Consider the following 14,796-nt stretch of genomic DNA (forward strand, 5'->3'; position numbering starts at 1 on the left):
TCCTATCTAAGCAGTAATGCTTAGTGTAAAAATAATGGTCCTAAAGCCTGCTCAGGTATTTGGTATTCTGGTGGGTAATCTACCTGAACCAAATATAACCCTTCGGGTTTGGCTGTGGCTGCAGCTAGAGTTCTGTCTTTAGCTTGCAACAGCTCTAAAATCCATATTGGCGGTTTATTACCACAACCCACTTCTAATAAACTACCAACAATATTACGCACCATATGATGCACAAATGCATTGGCTTTAACATCGACTATAATGTATTCACCTTGCCGTGTCACCTTAATATGATGAATATTACGCCATGGTGTTAGTGACTGACATTGAGCCGCTCGAAAAGATGAAAAATCATTTTCACCTAATAGGTGCTGTGCAGCTTGGTGCATTAAGCTTGCATCTAACGGTAAATAATAATGCGTAACGCCTTTAGCTAAAATTGCCGGGCGGTAACGATGATTATAAATCACATAACGATAACGTCTAGCTGTGGCGCTATGTCTGGCATGAAAACTATCGGCAACTGGTGTTGACCAGCGCACAGCTATATTGTGAGGTAAATGCGAATTTACCCCCATAGTCCAGGCACTTGCTGATCGCGTAGCATTGGTCACAAAATGCACCACTTGGCCGGTAGCATGCACGCCGGCATCGGTTCTACCAGCACAAAATAAGTTGATGGTTTCGTTAGCCACGATTGATAAGGCGGTTTCTAACCTTTGTTGAATGGAGTCAACCGACTGCTGACGTTGCCAACCAAAATAGTCACTGCCATCATACTCAATCCCCAAGGCAATTTTACAGGTAGTCATCAATGAGGATCTCTAACGTCTCAATCAACATTAATGCGCCTAAATAACGAACATTGTCAGCAACTGACCAAAATTGAATTTGCTCATAATTACCATAACTGTGCCGTAAATTGGCGATTTTAATCGCTAGAGTTTGCTCTGCCTCATTGCTAACTTGGGTAACAGGTGTAGGTAACTTGCCTTCATGTAGCTCAACACCATAATCACTAACGCGTGCCGTATCTAATTCAATCGGTAGACTACTACTGACATTAACCGCTTGGGCAAGACCATAAAAAACTGGCACCACCACTGATTCAATTGATACCGCCAAATCATAATTACAAATAACCTTACGGATTTGGTCAACTTGTGGTTGTTCACCTAATAGTGAATCGTTGTTTTGATGCAAAACCGGTAGTAAGTTAAATGCCAATTGTTGGTCAAATAACTCGTTATCAACTGGCATACCATTTAGTAATCTGGCACTTTGCCCAGCCAGTTCATTTACTCCGTTTTTACCATACAATGATGCTGGAATAAAACTAGTCATATGCAAATTAGTTAATTGTTCAATATTGGTTAACGATGCCACTGATCGTAATAACTGACATACTGTAGCACTTGCCACCGCAATAATATTTTCATTCCGGTATTCTGTTAACACATTATTATTCACTCGCGGTACCAATAATGGAATGTGATCTTGCTGAGCAAAATAACCACTAGCGTCAATCACTATGCACCCTGATTGGGCTGCAACTTGGGCATATTTTTCGCTAGTTTCAGTCCCGGCAACAAAAAAGGCAAAATGGCACTCAGTCCATTCCATTTTGCTACTATCAATAACCGTCAGGTTTTTACCGGCAAAGCGAACTATTTCACCAGCACTATTATCACTCCCAACTAAAAATAAATTTTCAATTTCTATTGCGCGTTGCTGTAATAATTCAACTAACGCAGAACCAACTTGCCCTGTGGCACCGACAATGGCAATATTCCATGCAGACATAATTTAAAACCTAAATAAAGAAATTTGCTGATGATTATACCACTTTATTGGCAAACACAGCGGAAAAAAGTAACTATCAATGTGGCAAAATGTTAATCGCATAAGACCACTATCTTTGCTTGAATTACAAGCAATTATCTCAACTTTTATTAGCTTTATTCTGACTTAAATAATTTGGTTTGTTGATCCAAAAAACTAAGTAAATCGGGAAACCGATATTTGCCAGTCATTGATTTTATATTGCTTGCTGCGGCATCTAACTGCGTACCAATCGCGGTTACATATAGTGGGTGTTTACTGTTGCCTCGCAGCACCTCAATTAAATATTGGCTATTGCCTAAAAATGGCTTCTTTGCTACACCAATGATAGGAATGGTTTGCTTTAAAGCGTTATACAAATGACCACCTAACCCCAATTTGCCATCTTGTAGATATACATAACCATCAATTATGATGGCGCTAATATTGCTTAAATCGATTTTATTCAACAAAGCCATAATGCAAGGTAATTCGCGTTGATAAAACTGACCAGATTGATAAGGCGCAACATTATCTTGATAATCGGTAATTATCCCTTTAATTTCGGCTTTTGAATCTGACCAATGCTCAAACAAAATACCTACTGTTTTGGCCCGTTCTTGCATATAATAAACATCAATTGCTAGATACATTTCACTGGTTTCCTTACTTTAAAAAATGTATTAATCAGCGTTGTTGACAAACCCATTGGTAATCTACGTACCTGATTACACTGCTTTAATACTTTTGAGGCTATTGTTTAATCCGCCGAATGCACAGTTATTAATTTTGTTTTATTGTTTTTATAGATAAAAGTATAAGAAGTTACTCCACCGCCAAAGTATTGAGTAATGGTTAACTTATTGTTTCCTGACCATTTGTATTCCATATCAACACTTTTATCTTCATAATCGGCTAAAAAATTTTCACCTGCTTTAAGCTTACTTCTAAATACATAATATGGATTTAAACTCATTGCTTCATAGACATCCAAAATAGTCATATTGTTATAATAACAAGTATCAGTCCATTGCATTTCACCTTGTTTTGTTTCAAGACATTGTTCATTGTTATTTAAATGATTAATTTTGCTTTCATCCTCGTCAGATAGTGGTTTATAGAAGATTAAGTGATTATCATAAGGAATCATTAATTCATGATTATTAAGTTGTATAATATATTTGTAATTAAAATTAATACATAAATCGGATAACTCAGACTCATCAAAATAATAAAGCCGATTAAATTCATTCAAGGATAAGTGATATTTTTTTAAGTCTTGGGCATATGCTTCATAAAAACCAATAGAATTTAATACTGAATTAATATTTTCTTGATTAACTTCAACATTATTAAAATCACAGCCTAATATATTAATTTTTGCTAAATCACCTAAAATAAAATTATCAAATGTATTACTTAATCTTTCATTTCCAGACTTTGGATCAAAGTGTTCGTTTAATCTATCTTTTATCAAGCGATAATGATAATTTTTACTGAAATTTTCTGCCAATGCATAGGTACAACATGACCATATAATTAGTAATAAACTACTTAATAAAATCTTTTTCATCACTTAATTCCATTTTAATTTGTGTCCAATTACTATCAAAACTGTTAGTTATCTTCAATTTTTTAGTTTTCATTTGGTTCATAATACTACGCCTTAAATATTCTGAGAAATGATTTACTTTAACTATTAGTTGCTGAATTACTGGTGTAATTTTTGCGTACTAATACAATATAATTTGAGTGCAACTTATAGAATTGACCAACAACTTCAATTATCTCTAATAATTTGGAATGCAGATCGTAAAACTAGATAGTAATAAAATACAAAATTAATGATTACCGCTAAAGTAAGGTATCTATAATAATTAAGCTATCTCAATGATAAAAAATAAAACCACACTAGCAACTATTGCTAAACATGCTAATGTATCAATTGCAACGGTTTCGCGAGTTTTAAAAAAACCTAATTTAACCTCACCAATAACTCAATCTAAAGTCTTCCAAGCTATTGAAGAATTGCATGTAGATACTTGTGATAAAGTTAATGCTCACAATACCATTACTAATAATAAAACAATCTTAATTATTGATAACCAACTAATTTCCCATAGCTTAATTAATTATGGTATAGAACAAGTGTTAAATGCCACTGGTTATAAAATATTTTACTTACGCTTTCCTTACTCAGAAGACAAGGATATTCAGCATTTAATTAGATATGCTACCCAAAACTTATTTGCTGGCATTATCATCATTAATGAAGCACCATATTTAACCAAACTTAGTCAATACATGGTTTGCCTGCCTCCAGTGATACTGGTAAATCATTTTCATGCTGAATTTAATTGTGTTTACTTTGACCACCTTATAATGGCCCACCAAATAACTAAATATCTAATAGAACATGCTCACCATAAAATTGCACTGTTGCTGGGTCACCCGGATAAAATCAGTTCTACTCATTTACTACAAGGCTATAAGCAAGCACTAGATAGAGCCAATTTAACTATAGACACGGATTATATTATTAAGGATTGTTTTACTTATGAACATGGGCAACTGGCAGTCAAAAATTTGCTTAGCAGCAATAAACCACCCACTGCAATTATTTGCGCAGACAATATCAATTTAAGTTATTTGGATGAAAAATATTATAATAAGCAGCATTATCAATTGGATTATAGAGCCGTTTTAGGCGCTTTAGCACAGGCTCATATACATCAAAGTACAGCACCTACTTTAGTTTACATTAGTCATAGTAACCAGCGCCATTATAATGAACTTGATACCTTATCGCGAATGTATAAACCACTATATAAAATGGGGCAACAAGCTGCAGCTTTGTTGAGTAAAAAAGTCAAAAATAACGATAGCGTTACCAAACACTATCATTTACTTAAAGCAGAGGCTATTTTTTATTAATATCATCTATATGATTATCAATGATGCAAAAATTAGCCATAATCTGCAATATTACAATTTACACTCTTTGGGTTTGCCTTATGCAAAAGTCGCAATCAAACGTTTAGGAGATAACTTATTATGTAGCTGGCAGCCTGCCCCAATAAATTGTTCACCTTGATAAAGTCGCACTAAGGTTTCTGTTGGCGTATAACTGTCTAGCTCGATAGTTTTCCCTAATAAAATCGCTTTGCCTTGGGATTGTGTAAGAGTGATGGTTAAATAATCTTGCAAAGGGCTATCAACCGGCATTAACACATGATCACGTTCAGGCATAGCTTGTAACGCATCTAAGGTCAGCATTTTTGCAATAGGGTAATTAGCCACTTGCAAACGCCTGAGGTAGATCACATGAGCACCACAACCGAGTAATTCACCTAAATCATCAATAATAGTACGAATATAAGTACCTTTAGAACAGTGGATCTCTAAACTTAATTGATTATTACTGGTATTAAAATCTAGAAATTGATTTTCATAGACAGTAATTGGTCTGGCCTCGCGCTCAATAACAATACCTTGGCGAGCATATTCATAAAGTGGTTTACCTTGATACTTTAACGCTGAGAACATGGTAGGTACTTGCAAAATATCACCACGGAAATGTGTGAGTGCTTGCTGAATATCTGACTCAGTGATAGTTACTGTTTTGGTACTGATAATTTGCCCATCAGCATCGGAAGTATCGGTACGCTCACCGAGTTTGGCAATGACTTGGTAACGTTTATCAGAATCTAGTAAGTACTGTGAAAATTTGGTCGCTTCCCCAAAACATATTGGCAACATGCCGGTAGCCAAGGGATCTAACGCCCCTGTATGCCCTGCTTTTTTGGCATTAAATAGCCTTTTCACTTTTTGCAGTGCATCATTGGATGTCATACCTTGTGGTTTGTCTAACAATAAAACGCCGTGAAGATCACGGCGTGTTTTTTTTATATTCATAATGGTGATTTTATACTTAAACATATAGCTGACCTGAAACATCTTTACAATGGTTCAAATCCGCTAGCTAATATTAATCTTTATGACGTTCATTATCATGTTTGATAACATCAGATACCAAAGACGACATCTGCATACCTTTGACCAGCGACTCATCATAAAAGAATTTTATTTCCGGAATGATGCGTAGCCGCATTGCTTTACCAATTAATGTTCGAATGTATCCTTTGGCATCATTGAGTACCTGTAAACCTTGCTCAACAATTTCAGGATCATCGTCATTTAAAAAAGTAACAAATACTTTTGCATACGCAAGATCACGCGAAATATCTACACCAGAAACCGTAACCATACCTAAACGGGGATCTTTAATTTCACGTTGTAAGATAATCGCAATTTCTTTTTGTAATTCATGACCGACTCGGGATGAACGATTAAATGCTTTTGCCATATCTATTTTCCTCATACATGAATAAGCAAGGTATACACCTTGCTTATAACATAATTACATGCTAATTAAATAGTACGTTTAATTTCTATAGTTTCAAACACTTCAATACTATCGCCAACACGAACATCATTATAGTTACGTACACCAATACCACATTCCATACCATTTCGAACTTCGTTAACATCATCTTTAAAGCGACGTAATGATTCAAGTTCACCTTCATAAATAACTACGTTATCACGCAGTACCCGAATTGGATTGTGACGTTTAACTACGCCTTCAACAACCATACAACCGGCAATTGCACCAAATTTTGGTGATTTAAACACATCACGCACTTCAGCAAGACCAATAATTTCTTGTTTGTACTCTGGTGCTAACATACCGCTCATGGCTTGTTTAACTTCATCAATCAAGTCATAAATAACTGAATAGTAGCGTAAGTCTAAGTTTTCTGATTCAACCACTTTACGCGCTGATGCATCGGCACGTACGTTAAAGCCTAAAATAATCGCATTAGAAGCTGCTGCTAATGAGGCATCAGTTTCGGTAATACCACCGACACCAGAACCAATAATCTTAACTTTAACTTCATCGGTTGATAGTTTAAGTAATGAATCACAAATAGCTTCTACAGAACCTTGAACATCGGCTTTTAATACAATGTTAAGTTCAGACACGTCACCTTCAGTCATGTTAGTAAACATGTTTTCTAGTTTAGCTTTTTGCTGACGCGCTAATTTAACGTCACGGAATTTACCTTGGCGATAAAGCGCTACTTCACGGGCTTTTTTCTCGTCACGGACTACTGTTGCTTCATCACCTGCTGATGGTACGCCTGATAAACCAAGGATCTCAACCGGAATTGATGGTCCAGCATCAGCAACTTCTTTACCAAGTTCATTACGCATAGCACGGATACGACCATATTCAAAACCACACAGAACAATATCACCTTTGTGTAAGGTACCAGACTGAACTAATACCGTAGCCACTGATCCTCGACCTTTATCTAGGAAGGATTCAATAACTACACCGCTAGCCATGCCTGATTCATAAGCGGTTAATTCTAACACTTCTGCTTGTAATAAAATAGCTTCAAGCAACTGGTCAATACCGGTACCTGCTTTAGCAGATACATGCACAAACTGAGTATCACCGCCCCACTCTTCTGACATTACGCCGTACTGAGCCAGCTCACCTTTAACACGTTCTGGATCGGCTTCTGGTTTATCAATCTTATTCACCGCCACCACAATTGGCACATTCGCAGCTTTAGCATGTTGAATAGCTTCAATGGTTTGTGGCATTACCCCATCGTCGGCAGCCACAACTAATACTACAATATCAGTTGCTTTGGCCCCACGTGCACGCATTGATGTAAATGCAGCATGGCCCGGAGTATCTAAGAAAGTGATAGCACCATTTGGGGTTTTAACGTGGTATGCACCAATGTGCTGAGTAATACCACCAGCTTCACCGGAAGCAACTTTAGCTTTACGAATGTAGTCAAGCAATGAAGTTTTACCATGGTCAACGTGCCCCATAATGGTAACCACTGGAGCTCGTGATACTTTTTCAGCACCTGTGTCACGATCGCTCATTAGTGATTCTTCAAGCTCGTTTTCACGGCGTAATACCACTTTGTGACCCATTTCTTCGGCAACTAGCTGTGCGGTTTCTTGATCGATAACCTGATTAATCGTCGCCATTGCGCCCATTTTCATCATGGTTTTAATTACTTCAGAACCCTTAACTGCCATTTTGTTAGCCAATTCGGCAACGGTGATAGTTTCACCAATGACCACGTCGCGGTTAACTGCTTGTACTGGTTTGGTAAAGCTTTGTTGTAAGCTGCTTTTACCTTTCTTTTTATGACCACTACGAGTAGCGGCGCGAGCCTCTTCACGCTCGGCTTTACCTTCAGATAATTTACTGCCTTTTTTCTGCTTAGTCTGTTTGCCACTACGACCTCGACCACGAGCACTTTCTACTTCACGATCGGTATCATCTTCTGCGGCACGAGCATATTTAGAAGTGGTAACATGATAATCTTCATCTTCGCTATGATCGCTTTCGTCAACTTCACTATATTGTTCCGCCAGTTTACGGGCTTCTTCTGCCATGCGTTTAGCATCGGCTTCTAACTTACGGCGGTTCTCTTCTTCAGCTTTGCGTTTAATTTCCTGCGCTTCTGCTTCTAAACGTGCCTTTTCCTCTTGTGCTTTTTTCACTTTTGGATCGGCTTGCTGTTCTTGCGTTTGTTTATTTTTTTCTTCCTGAACTTGTTTTTTGGATTCAGTTTCTTGGCGCTTTTTAGCCTCTTCTGCCGCTAATTTTGCCTTTTTCTCAGCCTCTTTTTGGGCTTTAATTTCGGCTTCTTGTTTAGCCTTTTGCTCGGCTTCATGACGTGCTTTTTCTTGTTCCGCCGCTATCTCAGCTGGATCACGTTTTACAAAAGTACGTTTTTTACGAACTTCGACTTTAATTTCTTTGCTTTTGCCACCACCACTGGACACATTAAGTGTTGAATGGGTTTTACGCTGTAACGTTAATTTTGTAGGGCCTTGCTGAGGATTTAAGTGCGCAAGCAAAGCTTCTTTTTCCTTTTGGCTAACAGTATCAGATGCAGATTTCTTTATTCCTGCATCAGCAAACTGTTGCAAAAGTGTTTGCACTGGAGTATTTATCTCTTGAGCCAGTGTTTCTATTGATACTTTGGTCATGTATTACTTTCCCTCAATTATTCATTTGCAAACCAACAAATATTACGTGCAGCCATAATAAAATCGCCAGCTTGTTTACTTGTTAAACCTTCAATATCTGCCAGATCATCGGTACCTTGTTCAGCCAAATCTTCTAAGGTAATAATATCATGTTGTGCTAATTGATAGGCTAATTCTTGTGTCATACCTGACAAATTCAATAAATCTTGTGCAGGCCTTTTATCACCGCTATGTGCTAGTGCTATAGTGGTTAAAGCATCTTTGGCTCGGCTTCTTAATGCTTCGACCAATTCTTCATCTAACTCTTCAATTTCAAGCAGTTCATCTACTGGTACATAAGCAAGTTCTTCTAGTGATGTAAAGCCTTCTTCAACTAGCAGTTGTGCAAGACCTTCATCAATATCTAAATGTTTCATCAGATTATTAATTGCCGCAAAAGATTCTGCATGGTGTTTTTCTTGCAGATCATCTGTGCTCATTACATTCAATGTCCAGCCAGTTAACTGTGAAGCTAAGCGGATGTTTTGACCATTTCGGCCAATGGCTTGCGGTAAATTTTCGGCATTTACGGCAACATCCATTGTATGTTTATCTTCATCAACAACTATTGATACAACATCTGCTGGTGCCATAGCATTAATTACATATTGTGCCGGATTGTCGTCCCATAATACTATATCAATACGTTCACCACCAAATTCATTGGATACAGCTTGTACTCGTGCACCACGCATGCCCACACAAGCACCAACTGGGTCAATGCGACGGTCATTACTGCTTACCGCAATTTTAGCACGAGAACCAGGATCACGAGCAACACCTTTAATGTCGATCATCTCTTCACCAATTTCTGGCACTTCAATGCGGAATAATTCTTCCATCATTTCCGGATTTGAACGACTAATACACAATTGTGCTGGTTTATTATCTTGTTCAACTAAGTATAGTATACCGCGTACACGGTCACCAATACGAAAGTTTTCGCGCGGTAACATATCGTGGCGAGACATCATGGCATCAGCATTATTACCTAAATCAAGAATAACACTATCACGATTGGTTTTTTTGACAATGCCGGTAACAATATCACCGATACGGTTTCTAAACATGTCAATGACCATGGCGCGTTCGGCTTCACGCACTTTTTGTACGATTACTTGTTTGGCGGTTTGCGTGGTAATACGGTCAAACGCCACTGATTCTATTTGTTCTTCAACATAATCACCCAGTTGTACAGAAGGATCTTCATATTGAGCCGCTTCTAAGGTGATTTCTTTAGTTGGTTGGGTAACTTCATTAACAACTTGCCAACGACGGAAGGTGTCGTAGTCACCAGTTTTGTGGTCAATTTTTACAACCACATCAATATCAACAGTATGTTTCTTTTTAGTGGCAGTCGCAAGTGCAGTTTCTAACGCTTCAAAGATTTTATCTCGAGTTAATGCTTTTTCATTTGATACTGCTTCCACTACAGCTAAAATTTCTTTATTCATCCTTTACACTCGTTTTTTTATTTATTAAGGTTAAAATTAGGTACAATATTCGCTTTTTGAATGTTGCTAAAAGCAAATACCTCATCATTATTATCAACAGTCAAAGTAATCATCTCATTATCAATTGACTTAATTCTTCCTTTCCACTTACGACGATTGGCGACAGGAATACGCAAACTTACGGTAATTTCTTCACCGATAAAACGTTGGTAATGTTCAAGCGTAAATAATGGTCGGTCCATGCCTGGGGATGATACTTCAAGATTGTAAGCATCTTTAATCGGATCTTCGACGTCAAGTACGGCACTAATTTGTCGGCTAACGTCGGCACAATCATCAACAGTAATCCCATTTTCACTATCTATATAAACACGTAATACTGGGTAACGGCCTCGAATATATTCGAGTCCAACTAATTCAAAACCAAGTGCGTTAACTGGATCTTGAATAATTGCGGTTAATTGCTGTTCTATATTAGCCAAACAAACCTCCATAGTAGAAAATAAAAAAAGGGCATGAAGCCCAATATTCCTTTAAAACTTACGTTTAGTTCCCTACACGCAAAAAAAAACCTCGACAAGCGAGGCTACATTCAAAACTAATATAATGAAGCCACTTGATTCGAACTTTCATACAATAACAGGAAAAAATGATTTGTTAGTGAAAAGTTAAGTGGTTGCGGGGGCTGGATTTGAACCAACGACCTTCGGGTTATGAGCCCGACGAGCTACCATGCTGCTCCACCCCGCGATAGATGGGTGACGAGTATACTGCATTTTGAATAAAATGCAACTGTGCAGTATACAATTTTTATTAATTATTCTTGAAGTTATTGATAAATTTCACATACTAATTTGAAATTTAATTTTCAATAATTGCTTATAACTAATTACAGTAAAGCCTGACTAATTATTGCTAGCATCACCCCCAAAAAATAACAAAACCGCTGAGTAATCAGCGGATTAATATTTTATTTTTTACTTGCTGCTTTCATGGTTTTTACAAATTCTGCTAATTCAGTTAACATTTTTTCCGGATTATTAAGATTTTTCTCGATAATTTTAACTGTTGCCGAACCAGCAATTGCACCAGCAGCACCAGCTTTAATCGCCTCTGTTACTTGATCCGGTTCTGAAATACCGAAACCTTGAATTGCCGGTGGCGCACCAAACTCTGTTAGTTTAGTTAATAAATGAGCTAATGGTTTATTAGCACGATTTTCAGTGCCAGTAACACCAGCTCGCGACACTAAATAAGTGTATGCTTGCCCATGTTTGGCTATGTTTTTAATTACATTATCATCGGCATTAGGCGGACAAATAAAAATCGGTGCAATACCATATTTATTAGCAGCTCCGGTAAATTCGGGTGAGTATTCCACTGGCAAATCGGCAATCAATACCGAATCGACACCCGCTTTAGCACATTTAGCATAAAAATTATCAATGCCATTTTTAAACACTAAATTAGCATAAATTAGTAATCCTATTGGGATATTAGCATTTTTAGCTCTTACTTTAGTTAAGATTTCAAAGCATTTTTCTACGCTAATACCACCATTAAAGGCACGGATATTGGCATTTTGGATGGTTGGACCATCGGCCATAGGATCAGAAAATGGAATACCTAATTCTAACGCATCCGCCCCAGCATCCACCATAGTTTGAATAATTTGCAAGGACAGATCGGGATTAGGATCACCAACTGGCACAAAGGGAACAAATGCACCTTCATTTTTTGCTGTTAATTGATTAAACAGTTGTTGATAACGGTTCATTCTATTTCTCCTCTTGCTTTTAAAATATCATAAACGGTAAAGATATCTTTATCTCCTCTACCAGATAGATTAACAATTAATAACTGTTCTTTATTCGGATTTTGTTTGATCATCTTTAAGGCATATGCTAAGGCATGGGATGATTCAAGTGCCGGAATAATCCCTTCATGACGCGACAATTCTTGGAATGCATCCAAGGCTTCATCATCAGTAATTGACACATAATCGGCACGGCCAATACTATCTAAATAGGCATGCTGAGGCCCAACTGCCGGAAAATCTAATCCTGCAGAAATAGAATAAGATTCTTCGATTTGGCCTTCGTCAGTTTGCATCATTGGTGTTTTCATACCAAAATAAATACCTAATTTACCATGTTTAAGCGAGGCACCATGTTGTCCTGATTCTATGCCATGACCACCAGGCTCAACCCCAATTAACTTCACAGATTTATCATCAATAAAATTGGCAAACATGCCAATTGCATTTGAGCCCCCCCCCACACAAGCAATGACGGCATCTGGCAGGCGTCCTTCTTTTTCGAGGATCTGTTGTTTGGCTTCACGGCTAATCATTTGCTGAAATTCACGCACAATAGTTGGGAAAGGGTGTGGTCCTGCAGCAGTACCGAGCATATAGTGCGCTTTTTCATAACTACCAGACCAATCACGCAAAGCTTCGTTACAGGCATCTTTTAACGTAGCTGAACCTGTTTCTACAGGAATTACCGTTGCCCCCATTAAACGCATTCTAAATACGTTTGGAGCTTGCCGTTTAACATCTTTAGCACCCATATAAATTCGGCATTTTAATCCTAATAATGCACAAGCTAAAGCCGAAGCAACTCCATGCTGACCAGCACCAGTTTCAGCAATAATTTCAGTTTTCCCCATACGCTTAGCTAGTAATGCTTGCCCTAATACTTGATTAGTTTTATGGGCACCACCATGGACTAAATCTTCACGCTTTAAGTAAAGCTTAGTTTTAGTTCCGGCAGTTAAGTTTTTACATAAGGTTAATGCTGTAGGGCGACCAGCATAATTCACTAGCAGATCGTTAAACTCTTTTTGAAAGGCAGGATCGTCTTTAGCGGCTAAAAAGGCTTGCTCAAGCTGCTCAAGTACAGGCATTAATATTTGGGGAACATATTGCCCACCGAACTCACCAAAATACGGATTTAATTTAGACATAAATATTACCTTTTAATTTAAATTATTCGATTAAATTTGTGCAAATACGGCCGCTATTTTTTGTGGATCTTTTATTCCCGGTGATACTTCCACCCCGGAATTAAGATCAACGCCTATAACGCCAGTTGCTAATGCTGCTTTAATATTTTGTGGATTAATACCACCAGCTAAAATCACATTTTCAAGATTTTGGTCATTTAACAATGACCAGTTAAAACTTTTACCGCTACCACCTTTACCATGATCAAACACATAACGATCAATAAGTGGATTATTATGTTCAGGAATGTTTTCAGCAATACTTAACGCTTTCCATATATGGCATTGTTCAGGCAAATTATGGCGCAATGTTTGTATATAATCGTCATCTTCACTGCCATGAAGTTGCACCGCATACAATGACAGCTGTTTGGCAATCCGCGATATCTCATCAATTTCGGCATTTTTAAATACGCCTACCCAATTAAGTGGTGCCGCAGCAATAACCGTACGAGCTTTAACTGGCTGAATATACCGTGGGGATTGATTAACAAAAATTAAGCCACCATAAATAGCTCCAGCTTTATAAGCGCTTAGTGCATCCTCTGCTCGAGTTAAACCACAAACTTTATTTTCGCCAAGCATGACCTTGCGAATAGCTAAAGCTAAATTATTTTCCGACATTAACGCACTGCCAATTAGGAAACCATTAGCATAGTTACTCAGTTCTTTAACTTGCTGGTGTGTATAAATGCCCGATTCGCTAATAATAATACGATCATTAGGTATGCTTTTAGCTAAGGTTTTTACCCGATTTAAATCCACGGTAAGATCACGCAAATTACGATTATTAATACCAATTACTTTAGCACCAAGTTTAATTGCGCGCTCGACTTCGCTGGCGGTACTGGCTTCGGTCAATACCCCCATTTTTAGTTGATGAGCAAGTTGGCTAAACCGTTGATACTCTTCGTCAGTAACCACGGACAACATCAATAATATTGCATCAGCTTGATAATAACGAGCCAAATAAATTTGATATTCATCAATGATAAAATCCTTACATAGCACCGGTTGAGTAGCTTCATTACGGACAATAGGTAAAAAATCAAAACTACCTTGAAAGTATTTTTCATCGGTTAACACAGAAATAGCCGAAGCATAATCTTTATAAACTTTAGCAATACCAGCTGGATCAAAATCGTTACGAATCAAACCTTTTGACGGTGAAGCTTTTTTACATTCTAAAATAAATACTGGTTTAGGCTTAGCTAACGCTTGATAAAAATCACGATCACTAGCAGTTATGGATGATTTAAATGTTGCCAAAGGTTGTTGTGCTTGACGACCTGTTAACCATACTTGTTTATCTTCAATAATCTTTTTTAACACTGTTGCCATTGCAACATTTTTGTTTAGTGCTTCAATTGCCATATTATTCTCC

General features: G+C 37.6%; 13 protein-coding genes and 1 tRNA gene. 1 reads left to right on the top strand and 13 read right to left on the bottom strand.

All coding sequences use genetic code 11. The features are described from left to right. Positions 1–20: 20 nt before the first annotated feature. The 4 genes from truA to A9G12_RS07985 form a co-directional block, all read right to left on the bottom strand. Positions 21–812: a tRNA pseudouridine(38-40) synthase TruA gene (gene truA / locus A9G12_RS07970; RefSeq protein WP_065565313.1), complete on the bottom strand. Its 792-nt coding sequence runs from the start codon at positions 810–812 to the stop codon at positions 21–23. Beyond that, positions 799–1,803, bottom strand: a complete 1,005-nt coding sequence (locus A9G12_RS07975) for an aspartate-semialdehyde dehydrogenase (protein ID WP_065565314.1) — start codon at positions 1,801–1,803, stop codon at positions 799–801. Before A9G12_RS07975 ends, truA begins: the two co-directional genes overlap by 14 nt. A gap of 155 nt (positions 1,804–1,958) precedes the next feature. Continuing rightward, on the bottom strand, positions 1,959–2,474 hold the full coding sequence (locus A9G12_RS07980) for an endonuclease V (RefSeq protein WP_065565315.1): 516 nt from the start codon (positions 2,472–2,474) through the stop codon (positions 1,959–1,961). Positions 2,475–2,581: 107 nt separating this feature from the next. Next, the gene (locus A9G12_RS07985) at positions 2,582–3,394 is read right to left on the bottom strand and encodes a hypothetical protein (RefSeq protein ID WP_065565316.1); all 813 of its coding nucleotides are present in this window, start codon (positions 3,392–3,394) and stop codon (positions 2,582–2,584) included. 317 nt (positions 3,395–3,711) lie between these two features. Here A9G12_RS07985 and A9G12_RS07990 point away from each other — a divergent pair, with 317 nt between their 5' ends. Then, on the top strand, positions 3,712–4,755 hold the full coding sequence (locus A9G12_RS07990; RefSeq protein ID WP_065565317.1) for a LacI family DNA-binding transcriptional regulator: 1,044 nt from the start codon (positions 3,712–3,714) through the stop codon (positions 4,753–4,755). A gap of 78 nt (positions 4,756–4,833) precedes the next feature. Here the strand turns inward: A9G12_RS07990 and truB are convergent, their stop codons facing one another. The 9 genes from truB to trpCF all read right to left on the bottom strand — a co-directional run bounded on the left by truB (position 4,834) and on the right by trpCF (position 14,786). Then, positions 4,834–5,739, bottom strand: a complete 906-nt coding sequence (gene truB, locus A9G12_RS07995) for a tRNA pseudouridine(55) synthase TruB (protein ID WP_442903480.1) — start codon at positions 5,737–5,739, stop codon at positions 4,834–4,836. A 70-nt stretch (positions 5,740–5,809) separates the two neighbouring features. After that, positions 5,810–6,187, bottom strand: coding sequence for a 30S ribosome-binding factor RbfA (gene rbfA / locus A9G12_RS08000; protein WP_065556236.1), 378 nt, complete (start codon positions 6,185–6,187; stop codon positions 5,810–5,812). A 65-nt stretch (positions 6,188–6,252) separates the two neighbouring features. After that, positions 6,253–8,913, bottom strand: coding sequence for a translation initiation factor IF-2 (infB, locus tag A9G12_RS08005; RefSeq protein ID WP_065565318.1), 2,661 nt, complete (start codon positions 8,911–8,913; stop codon positions 6,253–6,255). 17 nt (positions 8,914–8,930) lie between these two features. Beyond that, positions 8,931–10,406 carry a transcription termination factor NusA gene (gene nusA, locus A9G12_RS08010; protein ID WP_065565319.1) on the bottom strand — a complete coding sequence of 492 codons (1,476 nt, stop codon included), beginning with the start codon at positions 10,404–10,406 and terminating at the stop codon, positions 8,931–8,933. 17 nt (positions 10,407–10,423) lie between these two features. Then, on the bottom strand, positions 10,424–10,888 hold the full coding sequence (rimP, locus tag A9G12_RS08015) for a ribosome maturation factor RimP (RefSeq protein ID WP_065565607.1): 465 nt from the start codon (positions 10,886–10,888) through the stop codon (positions 10,424–10,426). A 191-nt stretch (positions 10,889–11,079) separates the two neighbouring features. Next, a tRNA-Met gene (locus tag A9G12_RS08020) sits at positions 11,080–11,156 on the bottom strand. Positions 11,157–11,376: 220 nt separating this feature from the next. Next, complete coding sequence (gene trpA / locus A9G12_RS08025) at positions 11,377–12,183, bottom strand: tryptophan synthase subunit alpha (protein ID WP_065565320.1); 807 nt, start codon at positions 12,181–12,183, stop codon at positions 11,377–11,379. Further along, positions 12,180–13,373 carry a tryptophan synthase subunit beta gene (gene trpB, locus A9G12_RS08030; RefSeq protein ID WP_065556240.1) on the bottom strand — a complete coding sequence of 398 codons (1,194 nt, stop codon included), beginning with the start codon at positions 13,371–13,373 and terminating at the stop codon, positions 12,180–12,182. The genes trpA and trpB overlap by 4 nt, the downstream gene beginning before the upstream one ends. Before the next feature lie 30 nt (positions 13,374–13,403). Beyond that, complete coding sequence (gene trpCF, locus A9G12_RS08035) at positions 13,404–14,786, bottom strand: bifunctional indole-3-glycerol-phosphate synthase TrpC/phosphoribosylanthranilate isomerase TrpF (RefSeq protein WP_065565321.1); 1,383 nt, start codon at positions 14,784–14,786, stop codon at positions 13,404–13,406. Between the last annotated feature and the right edge of the window lie 10 nt (positions 14,787–14,796).

This window comes from Gilliamella sp. wkB112, from assembly GCF_001690685.1.
Lineage (GTDB): Bacteria > Pseudomonadota > Gammaproteobacteria > Enterobacterales > Orbaceae > Gilliamella > Gilliamella apicola_J.